Source organism: Streptomyces sp. NPDC006368 (genome assembly GCF_040612535.1).
In the GTDB taxonomy this organism is placed as follows: Bacteria; Actinomycetota; Actinomycetes; order Streptomycetales; family Streptomycetaceae; genus Streptomyces.
Genome location: NZ_JBEXQK010000054.1, coordinates 23,513 through 39,188 on the forward strand (window position 1 = coordinate 23,513; position 15,676 = coordinate 39,188).

Genomic DNA, 15,676 nt, shown 5'->3' on the forward strand with positions numbered 1-15,676 from the left:
ACAGGTGCCATCCTCGCAGCCCGGACAAGCGACGCGCACAGGCGCGTTCCCTACGATGGCGCGGTGACCAGTACTGCTCAGAAGCCCCTGCGCGGGCAGGACGCCGCGGATCTCAGGAGTCAGTCCTCCTGGCAGCGGCGTCTGCGCCGTTTCGGCTACGCCTCGCGGCCGGTGATCGGCCTGCGGGAGCGGCTGGTGCCCCCGTACACGCGGCCCTCGGACCGGATGTGGACGGTGCTCGGCGTCCCGCCGACGGCGGCGGACCGGCTGGTGCGCCTCTCGGCGTGGGGCGGGCCGCTGTTGGTGGCGCTCGTGGCGGGGACTCTGCGGTTCTGGAACCTGGGCCGGCCGCACGCGGTGATATTCGACGAGACGTATTACGCGAAGGACGCCTGGGCGCTGATCAACCAGGGGTACGAGGGCGCCTGGCCGAAGGACGTCGACAAGGCGATCCTGAGGAATCCCGACGCGGTGCCCGTTCCCATGGACCCGGGTTACGTGGTGCACCCGCCGGTCGGCAAGTGGGTGATCGGGTTCGGGGAGTGGCTCTTCGGTTTCGATCCGTTCGGCTGGCGGTTCATGGTGGCGGTGCTCGGCACGCTGTCGGTGCTGATGCTGTGCCGGATCGGGCGGCGGCTGCTGCGCTCCACCTTCCTGGGGTGCCTGGCGGGCGCGCTGCTCGCCGTGGACGGGCTGCACTTCGTGATGAGCCGCGCCGCGCTGCTGGACCTGGTGGTGATGTTCTTCGTGGTGGCGGCCTTCGGGTGTCTGCTGATCGACCGGGACCGGGCGCGGGCGCGGCTCGCGGCGGCGCTGCCGGAGGACGCGGAGGGGGTGCTGCGGCCGGATGCGACGGTCGCGGAAACCTCGCGCCTGGGGTGGCGGCCGTGGCGGATCGCCGCCGGGGTGGCGCTGGGCCTGGCGTGCGCCACCAAGTGGAACGGCCTGTACATCCTGGCGGCGTTCGGGGTGATGACGGTCCTGTGGGACGTGGGAGCGCGCCGCACCGCGGGTGCCTTCCGCCCGTACGCGGCGGTGGCCCGGCGCGACCTGGTGCCGGCGTTCGTCTCGACGGTGCCGGTGGCGATCGTCACGTACCTGGTGTCCTGGTCCGGCTGGATCTTCACGGACAAGGGGTACTTCCGGAACTGGGCGGCCACGGACGGCAGGGACAGCGCGTGGTCCTGGCTGTTCCCGGACTGGTGGCGCAGCCTGTGGCACTACGAGTCCGAGGTGTACACCTTCCACGTCGGGCTGACGTCGGGTCACACGTACGACTCGAACCCGTGGAGCTGGATCGTGCTGGGCCGGCCCGTCTCGTACTTCTACGAGGACCCGGCGGCGGGCGTGGCCGGCTGCCCGGCGGACGCGACGGAGAAGTGCGCGCGCGAGGTGCTGGCGATCGGTACGCCCCTGCTGTGGTGGGCGGCGTGTTTCGCGGTCCTCTACGTCCTGTGGCGCTGGTTCTTCCGGCGCGACTGGCGGGCGGGGGCGATCGCGTGCGCCATCGCGGCCGGGTGGGTGCCGTGGTTCCACTACCAGGAACGGACGATCTTCCTCTTCTACGCGGTGGTGTTCGTGCCGTTCCTGTGTCTGGCGGTGGCGATGATGCTCGGGGCGGTGCTCGGCCCGCCGGGCGCCCGGGGATCGGCGGAGCGGCGCCGGACGATCGGAGCGGTCGGGGCCGGGGTGCTCGTTCTGCTCATCATCTGGAACTTCATCTACTTCTGGCCGCTGTACACGGGCCAGTCGATCCCGATGGACGACTGGCGCGAGCGCATGTGGCTGGATACGTGGGTGTGACACGCGTCGGAGGTTCCGTTCCCGTAACGGCCGTCTCCCTTGTGAGTGCTGTCCTTTAGGGTGGCGCGAGTTACTTGCTTGAACGTGTTCAGGCAAGTTCCCGGGGAGGGGGAACGGTACGCATGCGCGGAGGAGCGAAGGCGGCCGTCGTCGGCAGCGTGTTCGCGGTCGTCGTCGGTGGTGTCGGGTACGGGGCCTACAACGTGTGGAACGGCCTGACGGCCGGGACGACCGCGGCCTCGACCAAGGCCGCCGGTGCGGAGGGCAGGGCGGGCCGTGGGCCGGTCACGGCCGAGGAGGTCGAGCGCACCGCGAAGGACTTCCTCGCGGCGTGGGCGGAGGGCGACGACGACACGGCCGGGCAGCTGACCAACGCCGCCGCCACCGCCGGGCCCGCCGTGCGGGGGTTCCGTCAGGAGGCGCACGTCTCCCGGGCGGTCATCACCCCCGGCAGGCCGGTGGGCACCAAGGTGCCGTTCACGGTCGACGCGACGGTGACGTACGGCGGCGCGTCGAAGCGCTGGGCGTACGCCTCGGAGCTCACCGTGGTGCGGGGGGTGACGACGGGCAGGCCGCTGGTCGACTGGCGGCCGGCGGTGATCCACCCGAAGCTCACCGAGGGCACCACGCTGCGGACCGGCGAGGCACGGAACCCGCCCGTCAAGGCCGTCGACCACAACGGCGTCGAGCTGACGGCGGAGAAGTACCCCTCCCTCGGCCCGATCCTGGACCAGCTGCGCAAGAAGTACGGCGCGGAGGCGGACGGGAAGCCCGGCGTCGAGACGTGGATCGACGCCGCCGGCGAGGGCGCGGCCGACCGGACGCTCCTGACGCTCTCCAAGGGCGTGCCGGGCAAGCTGGCGACCACGCTGGACGCGGGCGTCCAGGCCGCCGCCGAACGGGCGGTGCGGCGGTACGGCCAGGCGTCGGTGGTCGCGATCCAGCCGAGTTCGGGCGCGATACGGGCCGTCGCGAACAGCCCCGCCGACGGGTTCAACACCGCCATGCTGGGCCAGCAGGCGCCCGGCTCGACGATGAAGATCGTGACGGCGGCGATGATGCTGGACCACGGCGTGGCCTCGGGCCCCGACAGCCCGGTCGAGTGCCCGTCCACCGTCACCTGGGAGGGCGTAACCTTCCACAACCTGCGCGACTTCGAGATACCCGGCGGCACCCTGCGGGACAGCTTCCGGCGCTCGTGCAACACCGCCTTCATCAAGGCCGTCAAACCGCTGAACGACAAGGGCGTCGCCGGTACGGCGCTGGGCGACACGGCCCGCGCGTACTTCGGCATCGGCGAGGTCTGGAACACCGGTGTGCCGTCCGCCGACGGCAGCGTGCCCCCGTCCAGCGGGGCGGAGACGGCGGCCTCGTACATCGGCCAGGGCAAGATCACGATGAACGCCCTCAACGTCGCCTCACTCGCCGCCACCGTGAAGAGCGGGTCCTTCCACCAGCCCGTCATCGTGCCGCGCTCGCTGGACGACCGCGATCTGGCCACCGCCCGGCCGCTCCCCGGCTCCGTCGCGGGCGCCCTGCGCGACATGATGCGCGCCGCGGCCACCGGCAACGGCACCGCCGCGACCGCCATGTCGGGGCTCGGCACGGCCGACAAGGGCGCGAAGACCGGCTCCGCGGAGGTCGACGCCCAGTCCACGTCCAACAGCTGGTTCACCGGGTACGCCGACAACCTGGCCGCCGCGGCGGTCGTCCAGTCGGGCGGACACGGCGGTGACGCGGCGGGCCCGCTGGTGGCCTCCGTGCTCAAGGCGCGGTGACGCCGGCTCAGGACGCGTACGACCACGCCGGCGGGCGGCCCGTGAGCACTCCTCCCGCCCCGCCCGGTGGGTGGCTGACAGACCGTGAGCGCGGGGCGGTACTCTGCGGTGCCCTCGAAGCGGGGGCGCATATTCCGCTCAGTGGAGGACCCATGGCCATCAAGAAGGCCACCATTCAGGAGCAGGTGGCAGCCGCCATCGCGCAGGCCAACCCGGGCGACCGGCCGCTCGTCACCATCCAGGCCGTCGCGGGCCCGAGCGTGTGGCTGATGAGCATGCTCGGTCTGATCGGTCAGGCGTTCCTGACGTACTACTTCATCACCGTGACCGAGCAGAGCGTGGTCATCCACAAGGCGAGCCGGATGAGCAACCGTCCTCAGGAGATCGAGTTCGCCCTTCCGCCCGCCCAGGTGGCGGGGATGATCGGCGATGTGAAGCGCAACGCCATATGGAGCTCGTTCCGCTTCCAGCTCCCCGGGCGCCCACAGCCCACCCGGATGAACGTGCACCGCATCTGGCGCGCCGAGATGGACCAGCTCCTCGGCCTGCTCACCGGTCAGCCGGTGGCCTGACGGCCGTACCCCCCCGGGGGGACGCAGACGCCACGGCACGGCACGCGGGACGGGTCCCGCGTGCCGTGCCGTGTTCGTGCCGTGCGTCAGGGCGAGGGATCAGACCGTGCCGGACGTGGCGATGGTGACCTTCGCGCTCGGCGTGCCGGCGCGGCTGCCGAGGGACTCGATGCGCTTCACCAGGTCCATGCCCTCGACGACCTCGCCGAAGACGACGTGCTTGCCGTCGAGCCAGTCGGTGACGACCGTCGTGATGAAGAACTGCGAGCCGTTGGTGTTGCGGCCGGCGTTCGCCATGCTCAGCAGGCCCGGGCGGTCGTGCTTGAGCTGGAAGTTCTCGTCCTCGAACTTCTCGCCGTAGATGCTCTTGCCGCCGGTGCCGTTGCCCGCGGTGAAGTCACCGCCCTGGAGCATGAAGTCCGGGATGATGCGGTGGAAGCCGGAGCCCTCGTAGCCGAAGCCGTTCTGGCCGGTGGCCAGCTCGCGGAAGTTGCGCGCCGTCTTGGGGACGACGTCGTCGTACAGCTTGAAGACGATCCGGCCGGCCGGCTCGCCGTCGATGGTGATGTCGAAGAAAACGTTGTTACCCATGAGGGACACCCTAAAGGCGGGCTCAGCGGATCGCCGCACGGACCGCGCGGATGAGCGCCTGGGCGCGCGGGTCGGCCGTGACGCCCTTGCGCATGCCGTTGGTGACGTAACCGAGCGCGATGCCCGACGCCGGGTCGGCGAAGCCGAGGGACCCGCCGCGTCCGGGGTGGCCGAAGGAGCCGGGCGACAGCAGCGGGCACGCCGGGCCGTGGAGCATGTAGCCGAGGCCGAAACGGGTGGAGACGACCAGCACCCGGTCCGGGCCCACGGCTTCCTCCGTACGGGCCATGGCGAGGGTCGCCGGGGCGAAGAGGCGATGGCCGTCGACGGGGCCGAGGGTCGCCGCGTAGAAGCGGGCCAGGGCGCGGGCGGTGGAGATGCCCGCCGACGCGGGGAGTTCGGCGGCGCGGTACGCCGGGTCGTTCTCGTCCGGCGCCGGGTCGATCGCCCCGAAGGCGCGGCGGGTGAGGGAGGACGGGTCGGCGTAGGCGTCGGCGACCGAGCGCTTCGGGCGGAGCCTGAGGCCGCCGCCCGCCGCTGTCGGGGGCTCCTCGACCCGGCCGACGCGGCCGACGCGGTGCGCTTCGTCGGCGGGGAGTCCGATCCACAGGTCCAGACCGAGCGGGCGGGCTATCTCCTCGGCGACCCAGCGGCCCAGGGTGCGGCCGGTGACGCGGCGGACGAGGCCGCTGAGGAGCCAGCCGTACGTGTGGGCGTGGTAGCCGTGGTCGGTGCCCGGCTCCCAGACGGGCGCCTGGGCCGCGACGGCTGCCATGGCGGTGTCCGGGTCGGCGGCCTCGGCGACGGTGAGCGGGCGGTCGACGACCGGGACGCCCGCCTGGTGCGCCAGCAGGTGGCGCACCAGCGCCCGCTCCTTGCCGGCCGCCTTGAACTCCGGCCAGTACGTGCCGACCGGCGCGTCCAGGTCGAGCTGGCCGCGCTGGTGCAGCAGCAGCGGCACGGCGGCGGCCACGCCCTTGGTCGCCGAGCGCACGATCTGCGCGGTGTCCACGGCCCACGGCGCGGTGCCGTCCACGTCCCGGGTGCCCGCCCACAGGTCGACGACCTTGCGGCCGTCCCGGTAGACGGCGACGGCGGCGCCCCGTTCACCACGCTGCTCGAAGTTGCGTACGAACGCGTCCCTGACCGGCTCGAAGCCCGCCTGCACCGTGCCCTGGACGTCCACGTCCCACGCTCCCTCTCGCGATCGACGACCGGTCACACCCATGGTGCAACGCGCTATCGCGAGGCCGGGTTCCGGGTCGGCCGGGAGGACGGGTCGAAGCCGAAGGGGAGCTCCAGGCGGTGCTCGCGCATCAGTTCCTCGTCCGCGAGGAGCTGCGCGGTGGGGGCGTCCGCGGCGATGGCGCCCTCGCTGAGGACGACCGCGCGGGGACAGAGCTCCAGGGCGTACGGCAGGTCGTGCGTGACCATCAGCACGGTGACGTCCAACGACCGCAGGATGTCGGCGAGTTCGCGGCGGGAGGCGGGGTCGAGGTTGGACGACGGCTCGTCGAGGACGAGGATCTCCGGCTCCATGGCGAGGACGGTGGCGACCGCGACGCGCCGCCGCTGCCCGAACGACAGGTGGTGCGGCGGCCGGTCGGCGTACTCCGCCATGCCGACCCGGGTCAGCGCCTGGTGCACCACAGCGTCCAGTTCGGGGCCGCGCAGTCCGGCCGCGGCCGGACCGAAGGCGACGTCCTCCCGGACGGTGGGCATGAAGAGCTGGTCGTCCGGGTCCTGGAAGACGATGCCGACGCGGCGGCGGATCTCGGCGAGGTTGGCCTTCTCGACGGGCAGTCCGGCGACCGTCACCGTTCCCACGCCCCCGGTGAGGATGCCGTTGAGGTGCAGGACGAGCGTGGTCTTGCCGGCGCCGTTGGGGCCGAGCAGCGCGACGCGCTCACCGCGCTCGACGGTCAGGTCGACGCCGAAGAGGGCCTGGTGGCCGTCGGGGTAGGCGTACGCGAGGCCGCGGACCTCCAGGGACGGGACGAAGGACATCGGCACGGACGACGGGGACGACGTGGTCATAGGGTCCATCCCAGCAGACAGATGAGCAGGGCGGTGAGCGGGAGGGCCGCCGCCGAGGTCCACTGGGCACGGGTGGCGGTGGCCTCGTCGATGACCGGCACGGTCCCGGCGTATCCGCGGCTCACCATGGCCAGGTGGACGCGTTCGCCGCGCTCGTAGGAGCGGATGAAGAGCGCGCCCGCCGACTTGGCGAGGACGCCCCAGTGGCGTACGCCCCTGGCCTCGAAGCCGCGTGAGCGCCGCGCGATGGACATGCGCCGCATCTCGTCGGTGATGACGTCGCCGTAGCGGACCATGAAGGAGGCGATCTGGACGAGGAGGGGCGGCAGTCCCAGGCGCTGGAGGCCGAGCAGCAGGGCGCGCAGCTCGGTGGTGGCGGCGAGGAGGACGGAGGCGGCGACGCCGAGGGTGCCCTTGGCCAGGACGTTCCACGCGTCCCACAGGCCGGGGATGGAGAGGGGGACGCCGAGCAGGTGGGTCTGTTCGCCGGGGACGACGAACGGCATCAGGAACGCGAAGGCGACGAACGGGATCTCGATCACGAGCCGCCGCAGGACGAAGCCCGCCGGGACGCGGGCGACCGCCGCGACCGCCGCGAGGAGCAGCGCGTACAGGCCGAAGGCCCACACCGCTTCGCGCGGTGTGGAGACGACCACCACGACGAAGCAGAAGACGGCGGCCAGCTTGCAGTGCGGCGGCAGCTCGTGCACGGGCGAGTGCCCGTGCCGGTGGAGCTTGTGGGTGTGGCCGGCGCCCATGTCAGACGGTTTCCCGCACGGGCGCCGCCGCGTCGGTACGGCGGCGGCGCACCGCCCAGAAGACGCCCGTGCCGACGACGACCGTGGCACCGACGCCGATGGTGCCCGCCAGCCCCCCGGACAGGCGGGCGTCCGTGACGCCGCGGACGCCGTAGTCGGCGAGCGGCGAGTCCTTGGCGGCGTGGTCCTCGGCCTTCCGGTCGATGCCCTGGTCGGCGGCGACCTTTTCGAGGCCGTCGGGGCTGGCGGAGGCGTAGAAGGAGACGAATCCGGCCAGGACGACGGCGGCGGCCAGGCCCGCGGCCCACACCGGGCGGGTGGAGCGCGCCGGGGCCGCCACCGGCGCGGCCGGCGCGTCGACCAGCTCGCCGCCGACGCGCAGCCTGAGCGGTGCGGTCAGGCCCCGTGCCCCGTACACCAGGTCGGGGCGTACGGCGATGACGGCGCCGACGGTCGCGGTGGTGATCGCGGCCTCGCCGATGCCGATCAGGACGTGGACGCCGACCATGGCCGTGAGGACCTTGGGGACGGGTACGTCGGTGGTCCCGCCGACCGCGTAGATCAGCGTGAAGGCGGTGGCCGCGGCCGGTACGGAGACGAGCGCGGCGACGAAGGAGGCGACGGTCACCGAGCGGCGGGTGCGCGGCAGGACCATGACCAGACCGCGGAAGAGGACGTAGGCGGTGAGGACGGTGACCACGCCCATGACGGTGATGTTCACGCCGAGCGCGGTGAGGCCGCCGTCGGCGAAGAGGACACCCTGCATGAGCAGGACGACGGCGATGACGAGTACGCCGGTGCAGGGGCCGACGAGTATGGCGGCGAGCGCGCCGCCGAGCAGGTGTCCGCTGGTGCCGGCCGCGACGGGGAAGTTCAGCATCTGTACGGCGAAGACGAACGCCGCGATGAGCCCGGCGAGCGGTGCGGTCCTGTCGTCGAGCTCTTTGCGGGCCCCGCGCAGGCTCACGACGACCGCGCCCGCGGCGGCGAGGCCCGCGGCGGCGGAGACGGGCGCGTTGATGAATCCGTCGGGCACATGCATGGCGGGGACCACTTTCGGACAGGCTGGCGGACCGTTCGATGATGGGCCCTGTTGCGAACAGCTTGCAAGAGCGCACGGGTCACAGAACCGGCGGGCGCGCGCCGTCAAAAAATGGGACATTAGAGATAAATGACGTGAGTGTGAGGAGTCACACGATGGCCCCCGGCGAAGAAGCCCCGCTCCAGGGGCACACGGACCCCATGGTCGAAGTCCATGCCAAGGGGATGATCGTCAGTGACGGCCCCCTCTCCCGCCCGGTCCCCGTCTCCCTGCGCTACGACCCGGACGTCGAGCCCGCCACCGTCCGCTTCGTCTTCCCCGGCGGAACCGCGTGGACGTTCCCGCGCGCCCTGCTGGAGGCGGGGCTGCGCGCCCCGGCCCGGCGCGGCGACGTCGGCATCTGGCCGTGCGGACGGGTGCAGACGGTGGTGGAGCTGCACTCCGCCGGCGCCGTGGCGATGGTGCAGTTCGACTCCACGGCGCTGCTGCGCTTCCTGCGGCGTACGTACGCCGTCACCGCGTCACCGATGACGCGGTGACGCGATGACGGCGTGACGGACGGCAAAGGCGTCAGGCGCGGACGAGCTCCCGCTCGCCGCCCTCGGGCGCGTCGGCCCGCTCCGAGCGCAGACCCTCGCCCTCGACGTCCACGTTCGGCAGGGCGCGGTCCAGCAGGCGCGGCAGCCACCAGGCCGCGCGGCCGAGCAGAGCCAGCACGGCCGGGACGATCGCCATCCGCACCACGAACGCGTCGAAGAAGACGGCGATGGCGAGGCCGAAGCCGATCATCTTCACCATCTGCTCACCGGAGCCGATGAAGCCCGCGAACACCGCGATCATGATCACCGCGGCGGCGGTGACCACCCGGGCGCCGTGCCGGAAGCCGGTCACGACCGCCTGGCCGGGCCGCTCCCCGTGCACGTACGCCTCGCGCATCCGGGTGACGAGGAAGACCTCGTAGTCCATGGCGAGCCCGAAGACCACGCCCACCATGAAGATCGGCATCATGCTCATGATCGGGCCGGTCTGCTCCACGCCGAAGAGCGAGCCGAGCCAGCCCCACTGGAAGACGGCCACGACCGCGCCGAGCGCGGCGACCACCGACAGCAGGAAGCCGAGCGCGGCCTTCAGCGGGACGAGGACGGACCGGAAGACGACCATCAGCAGCAGGAAGGCGAGGCCGACGACGAGCGCCAGGTAGGGCAGCAGCGCGTCGTTCATCTTCTGCGAGAAGTCGATGTTCATCGCGGTCGCCCCGGTGACGAGGACGTCGTCCCCGGTGGTGTCCCGGATGGAGCGGACCAGCTCCTCGGTCCCGGCGGAGGAGGGGCGGTCCTTCGGGACGACGGTGATGATCGCCGTGTCACCGGCCTTGTTGGGCATGGCGGGGGTGACGGCCGCGACGCCTTCGAGGCCCTTGATGCCGGTGGCGGTACGGTCCGCGGCGGCCTTGTCGCCGTCGACGACGACCATCAGCGGGCCGTTGGACCCCGGCCCGAACCCGTCCGACAGCAGGTCGTACGCGCGGCGCTGGGTGGTGGAGGTGGGCTGCGCGCCGTCGTCGGGCAGACCCATCTCCAGCGACGCGGCGGGCAGCGCGATGGCGCCGAGGCCGAGCACTCCGACGAGGAGCACGACCAGCGGGCGGCGCAGCACGAACCGGGCCCAGCGGGTGCCCATGTTGGGCCGCTCCTCCGCGGCGCCTTCCTCCGCGGGCTCGTGGCCTGCCTTGCGGGCCTTGCGGCCGAGCACGCGCTTGCCCGCGTACCCGAGCAGCGCCGGGATGAAGGTGAGCGCGATGAGGACGGCGATCAGGACGGTGCCGGCGGCGGCGAGCCCCATCTTCGTCAGCATCGGGATGTTGACGACCGCGAGGCCGGCGAGGGCGATGACGACGGTGAGCCCGGCGAAGACGACGGCGGATCCGGCCGTGCCGACCGCCCGCCCGGCCGCCTCCTCGTGGTCACGGCCCTCGGCGAGCTCCGCGCGGTAGCGGGAGACGATGAACAGCGCGTAGTCGATGCCGACCGCGAGGCCGATCATCATCGCGAGCGTGGAGGTGGTGGAGCCGAGGTCGAGGACGCTCGCCAGCGCCGTGATCGTGGAGACGCCGATGCCGACGCCGATGAGCGCGGTGAGCAGCGGCAGTCCGGCCGCGACGAGGGAACCGAAGGTGATGACGAGGACGATTCCGGCGATGACGACGCCGACGATCTCGCCGGCACCGGTCTTCGGCACCGTCTGGAGCGCGTCGCCGCCGATCTCGACGGTGAGGCCGCTGTCACGGGCGTCGTCGGCGGCCTTCTCCAGCGCCTCGCGGGTGGCGTCGGTCAGCTCCATGCCGCTGACCTTGTAGGAGACCTGGACGTAGGCGGTCGAGCCGTCCCGGGAGACCGCCTTGGCGGTGTACGGGTCGGTGACCGAGGCGACCTGGCCGGAGCCGGCCCGGAGCGCGTCGACGGCCTTGACGACGGTGGCCCTGCTGCCCGGGTCGGTCATCGTCCGGCCGTCGGGGGCCTTGAAGACGACACGGGCGGTGGCGCCGTCGGCACCGGCGTCCGGGAAGCGCTCTTCGAGGAGGTCGAAGGCCTTCTGGGCCTCCGTGCCGGGTATGGAGAAGGAGCTGGAGGTCGCGACGGGCGCCGAGGAGGCGCCGACGCCCGCGAGTGCGAGCAGCGCGACCCAGAGGAGGGTCACGACATGGCGTCGCCGGAAGGCGAGCCGGCCGAGTCGGTGGAGAAACGTGGCCACGGGGGCGTACTCCCGGATCTGTGGACGGACATGGGCGTGGGGAGCCGGCCCGACAGCGTGAGCGGTACGTGTCAGGTGGTGCGGGACATCGGGGAGGGGACGGGGTCAGACACCGAGGGCGGGGAGCACCACGGCATCGACGTACGTCGTGAGGAACGCCCGGTCCACCGGGCGGTCCTCGACCAGGGGGCGGGCGACGAAGGCACCGATCAGCATGTGGGGAACAAGCGTGAGTGCCGGGTTGGCGGGGTCGACCTCCCCGCGGTCGACCGCGCGCCGCAGGACCTGGTCGAGTCCGGTCATCTCCGGTTCGATGAGCAGGTCGCGCAGCGCCTGGAGCAGGTCGGGGTTGTCGTGGACGGCATGGGCGAGGCCCCGCATCAGCGCGGAGTCCCGTTCCATCTGGCAGTCGTCGGAACGCGCGAGCAGCTCGTGGAAGTCACCGCGCAGCGAACCGGTGTCGATCTCGGTGATGTCAACCGGCTTGTCGTGCCGCAGGGCGTGGGCGACCAGCTCGGGCTTGCTGCCCCACTGGCGGTAGAGGGTGGCCTTGCTGGAGTGGGTGCGGGCGGCGACGGCGTCCATGGTGAGGGCGTCGTAGCCGACCTCGCGCAGCAGGTCGAGCACGGCTCCGTACAGCTCGGACTCGCGTTCCGGGGTGAGCCTGCCGCGGGCCATGGTGGTCGACCTCCCATCGAGACGAAACGGTTTCGTACACCCAGACGGTACTCGCTCGCACGAGCGAAACGAAACGGTTTCGTACGGACGTGGCCCATGTCACGGGAACACGCGGTCGAGTTGCCGGGGCCCGCCCGCGCGGAAAGCATGGCTGTGTGAGCAGTGACGGCGCCTACCTCCGGTACCCCCACCTCCACGACGACCTGCTGTGCTTCGCGGCCGAGGACGACGTGTGGATCGCCCCGCTCGTGCCGGAGGGCGATCCGCCCGGCCGGGCCTGGCGGCTGACCGTCGACCGCACCAGGGTCGGCCACCCGCGTTTCTCACCGGACGGGCGGCACATCGCGTTCACGAGCTGGCGCAGCCTGGACCCCGAGATCCACCTCGCCCCCGTCGACGGCGGGCCCGCGCGGCGGCTGAGCTACTGGGGGTCCCTCGACACGCGCGTGTGCGGCTGGAACCCGGACGGCGACATCCTCGCGGTCGCCTCGCACGGACAGCCGTTCTCCCACTTCTCGTGGGCCTACAAAGTGCCGGTCGACGGCTCCCCCGGCAAGCGGCTGCCCTGGGGGCCCGTCTCCGACATCGCGGTCGCCGACGTCGACGGGCGCCACCTCACCCTTCTGCTGACCGGCAAGCCGCCGCACGAGCCCGCCGCGTGGAAGCGGTACCGGGGCGGCGCCATGGGCCGCCTCTGGCTCCACGGCGAGCGGCTGCTGCCGGACATCGGGGGCCATCTGGACTGCGCGATGTTCGTGGACGGCCGGATCGCGTTCCTCTCCGACCACGAGGGCGTCGGCAACCTGTACTCCTGCCTGCCGGACGGCACCGACCTGCGCCGCCACACCGACCACGACGCCTTCTACGCCCGGCACGCCTCCACCGACGGGCGGCGCGTGGTCTACCAGTGCGCCGGCGACCTGTGGATCGTCGACGCGCTGACGCCCGACTCGGTACCGCGCAAGCTGGCCGTACGGCTCGGCGGGCCGCGCACCGGCCGGCGCCGCCACCAGGTGCCCGCCGCCGGCAACGTGGACGCGGTCTCCGTCGACGAGACCGGGCGGGCGAGCGCCGTCTCCGTTCGCGGCAGCCTGTACTGGCTCACGCACCGCGACGGGCCGGCCCGGACGATCGCCGACACCCCGGGCGTACGGGTACGGCAGCCGGAGATGCTCGGCAGCAGCGGGCGGATCGCGTACATCACGGATGCGGAGGGCGAGGAGGCGATCGAGATCGCCCACCTGCCCCGGGCCAGCGGCGACCGCGCGCCCCGACGGCTGGCGGTGGGCCTGCTCGGGCACGTACGGGAGATGGTGGCCGACCCGGACGGGGAACGGCTCGCCATCGCGTCCCACGACGGGCGGCTCCTGCTGGTCGACACCTCCGAGGAGACCGAACCGTCCGGCGCGGCCGGAGGTGGTGACGCGCCCCGGGAGACGGGCGCCTCCTCCCAGGAGCCGGAGCGGCCCGGCGAGGGGCCCGTCACGGAGCTGGTCCGCTCCCTCAACGGCCCCGTGCGGGACCTCGCCTTCTCACCGGACGGCGCCTGGCTGACCTGGTCCCACCCGGGCGTCGGCCGGTCCCTGCGCCGGATCAGGATCGCCCGCATCAAGGACCGGACGATCGTCGACGTCACCAACGGCCGCTTCGAGGACGAGAGCCCGGTCTTCACGCGAGACGGCCGGTATCTCGCCTTCCTGTCGTGGCGCGGATTCGACCCCGTCTACGACGTGCACACCGGCGACCTGTCCTTCCCACTGGGCTGCCGCCCCTACCTCGTGCCCCTCTCCTCCACCACCCCCTCCCCCTTCGCGCTCTCCCCGGAAGGACGGCCCGCTGCCGGCGGGCTCGACCTCGCCGACGAGGCCGCGGAGGGCGACGGGACGGTGGTGGTCGAGTTCGAGGGCCTGGAGAACCGGGTCACGCCGTTCCCCGTCGCCGCGTCCAAGTACTCGTCACTGGAGCCCGTGAGCGGCGGCGGCCTGGTGTGGCTGCGCTGGCCCATCTCCGGCGCGCTCGGCGAGACGTTCGCGAACCCCACGGACACCTCCGGGCGGCCCACCCTCGAACACTTCAACCTCGCCAAGGCCCGCAGGACCGAACTCGTCGGCCACCTCGACTGGTTCGCGGTCAGCGGCGACGGCACGCGGCTCGTCGTCGTCGACGAGGGCGACCTGCGCGCCGTCCCCGCGACCGAGGTCGGCGACAGCGACTCCACCGTCCACGTCGACGCCCGCCGCATCCAGCACGAGGCGGACCCCGGCGCGGAGTGGCGGCAGGCCTACGACGAGGCCGGGCGCGTCACCCGCGCGTACTTCTGGGACCCCGGGATGAGCGGCATCGACTGGCAGGAGGTCCTCGACCAGTACCGCCCCCTCGTCGAACGGGTCGCCACACCCGACGAGTTCGCCGACCTGCTGCGCGAGGTACTGGGCGAACTCGGCACGTCCCACGCCTACGTCACACCCGCCCGCCGCAACGAAGGACCCCCGCACTACCAGCGGGCCATCGGGCTGCTCGGCGCCAACTTCGCCTGCCGCGACGGGCAGTGGGTCGTCACCCGGATCCTGCCCGGCGAATCCTCCGACTCCAAGGCCCGCTCCCCCCTGGCCGGTACGGGCATCCGCGACGGCGCGGTCCTCACCCACGTCGACGGCCGCCCCGTCGACCCCGTCACCGGCCCCTACCCGCTCCTCGCCGCGGCCGGCGGCACCACCGTCGAACTGACCTTCCGCCCCGCCGAAGGCGAAGGGCGCTCGCGCCGCGTCGCCGTCGTCCCCCTCATCGACGAGCGACCCCTGCGCTACCAGGACTGGGTCGCCAAACGGCGCGAAGTGGTACGGCAACTGAGCGGCGGCGCCTGCGGTTACCTGCACATCCCCGACATGGGAGGCTCCGGCTGGGCCCAGTTCAACCGCGACCTGCGCCTGGAGGTCTCCCGGCCCGCCCTCATCGTCGACGTACGCGGCAACGCGGGCGGCCACATCAGCGAACTGGTCGTCGAAACGCTCACCCGCCGGATCCTCGGCTGGGACCTCACCCGCAACGCCCAGCCCGTCTCGTACGCCTCCAACGCCCCCCGCGGCCCGGTCGTCGCCCTCGCGGACGAGGCCACCTCGTCGGACGGCGACATGATCACGGCCGCGTTCAAGCTGCTCGACCTCGGGCCGGTCGTCGGCCAGCGCACCTGGGGCGGCGTCGTCGGCATGACCGGCCGCCACCGCCTCGGCGACGGCACGGTCATCACCGTGCCGATGAACGCGGCGTGGTTCGACGAGTACGGCTGGTCCGTCGAGAACCACGGGGTGGCCCCGGACATCGAGATCCTGCGCACCCCGCTGGACTGGGCGGAGGGGCGTCACCGCCAGCTCTCCGACGCGGTGGAGCTGGCCCTGAAGCTCCTGGCCACGCACCCGGCGTCCCGCCCCCCGGACTACTCCCAGGTCCCCGACCTCCGGCGCCCCCCGCTCCCCCCACGCCCCTGACGCACCCGGCGCCGGGAGCGCAGTTCTGCGCGGTGCCGCTGCGCGGGCCTCGGGTTCGTGGGTGCGGTGCCGTTGCCCGGGGTGGGCCGATTCGGTGGCGGGCTCGGCCTGCGGCTCCTCGGCATCGGCGAGGGTGGCGGACTCGGCTGCGGCTTCGGGCTGCGGCTCCTGCGCGTCGGCG

General features: G+C 72.6%; 12 protein-coding genes. 5 read left to right on the forward strand and 7 right to left on the reverse strand.

The features are described from left to right. Positions 1-63 precede the first annotated feature (63 nt). From ABZZ38_RS27530 to ABZZ38_RS27540, 3 genes are all read left to right on the forward strand, one after another. Positions 64-1,803, forward strand: coding sequence for a phospholipid carrier-dependent glycosyltransferase (locus ABZZ38_RS27530; protein WP_356744742.1), 1,740 nt, complete (start codon positions 64-66; stop codon positions 1,801-1,803). Between the two features lie 122 nt (positions 1,804-1,925). Then, complete coding sequence (locus tag ABZZ38_RS27535) at positions 1,926-3,581, forward strand: penicillin-binding transpeptidase domain-containing protein (RefSeq protein ID WP_356744744.1); 1,656 nt, start codon at positions 1,926-1,928, stop codon at positions 3,579-3,581. Positions 3,582-3,733: 152 nt separating this feature from the next. Then, positions 3,734-4,153 carry a hypothetical protein gene (locus ABZZ38_RS27540; RefSeq protein WP_356744746.1) on the forward strand — a complete coding sequence of 140 codons (420 nt, stop codon included), beginning with the start codon at positions 3,734-3,736 and terminating at the stop codon, positions 4,151-4,153. A 99-nt stretch (positions 4,154-4,252) separates the two neighbouring features. On the opposite strand, the gene ABZZ38_RS27545 is transcribed toward ABZZ38_RS27540, so the two are convergent. From ABZZ38_RS27545 to ABZZ38_RS27565, 5 genes are read right to left on the reverse strand one after another with little or no spacing between them, the layout of a single operon-like run. Beyond that, the gene (locus ABZZ38_RS27545) at positions 4,253-4,744 is read right to left on the reverse strand and encodes a peptidylprolyl isomerase (RefSeq protein ID WP_356744748.1); all 492 of its coding nucleotides are present in this window, start codon (positions 4,742-4,744) and stop codon (positions 4,253-4,255) included. 22 nt (positions 4,745-4,766) lie between these two features. After that, a complete protein-coding gene (locus ABZZ38_RS27550; protein ID WP_356744750.1) occupies positions 4,767-5,972 on the reverse strand; it encodes a serine hydrolase domain-containing protein in 1,206 nt (401 codons plus the stop codon). Positions 5,973-5,983: 11 nt separating this feature from the next. Beyond that, the gene (locus ABZZ38_RS27555) at positions 5,984-6,790 is read right to left on the reverse strand and encodes an ABC transporter ATP-binding protein (RefSeq protein ID WP_356744752.1); all 807 of its coding nucleotides are present in this window, start codon (positions 6,788-6,790) and stop codon (positions 5,984-5,986) included. Continuing rightward, entirely contained in the window at positions 6,778-7,539 is a 762-nt protein-coding gene (cbiQ, locus tag ABZZ38_RS27560) for a cobalt ECF transporter T component CbiQ (RefSeq protein ID WP_356744754.1), read from the reverse strand. Before cbiQ ends, ABZZ38_RS27555 begins: the two co-directional genes overlap by 13 nt. A 1-nt stretch (position 7,540) precedes the next feature. Further along, positions 7,541-8,581 (reverse strand): energy-coupling factor ABC transporter permease, encoded by a 1,041-nt coding sequence (locus tag ABZZ38_RS27565; protein WP_356744756.1) that lies wholly within the window; start codon positions 8,579-8,581, stop codon positions 7,541-7,543. 155 nt (positions 8,582-8,736) lie between these two features. Here ABZZ38_RS27565 and ABZZ38_RS27570 point away from each other — a divergent pair, with 155 nt between their 5' ends. Beyond that, on the forward strand, positions 8,737-9,120 hold the full coding sequence (locus tag ABZZ38_RS27570) for an SsgA family sporulation/cell division regulator (RefSeq protein WP_356744758.1): 384 nt from the start codon (positions 8,737-8,739) through the stop codon (positions 9,118-9,120). Between the two features lie 31 nt (positions 9,121-9,151). On the opposite strand, the gene ABZZ38_RS27575 is transcribed toward ABZZ38_RS27570, so the two are convergent. Both ABZZ38_RS27575 and ABZZ38_RS27580 read right to left on the reverse strand, forming a co-directional pair. Next, the gene (locus tag ABZZ38_RS27575) at positions 9,152-11,332 is read right to left on the reverse strand and encodes an MMPL family transporter (protein WP_356744760.1); all 2,181 of its coding nucleotides are present in this window, start codon (positions 11,330-11,332) and stop codon (positions 9,152-9,154) included. 105 nt (positions 11,333-11,437) lie between these two features. Then, positions 11,438-12,010, reverse strand: coding sequence for a TetR/AcrR family transcriptional regulator (locus tag ABZZ38_RS27580; RefSeq protein WP_356744762.1), 573 nt, complete (start codon positions 12,008-12,010; stop codon positions 11,438-11,440). A 155-nt stretch (positions 12,011-12,165) separates the two neighbouring features. Between ABZZ38_RS27580 and ABZZ38_RS27585 the strand changes: the two genes are divergently transcribed. Next, positions 12,166-15,495, forward strand: a complete 3,330-nt coding sequence (locus ABZZ38_RS27585) for a S41 family peptidase (protein ID WP_356744764.1) — start codon at positions 12,166-12,168, stop codon at positions 15,493-15,495. Positions 15,496-15,676: the final 181 nt, after the last annotated feature.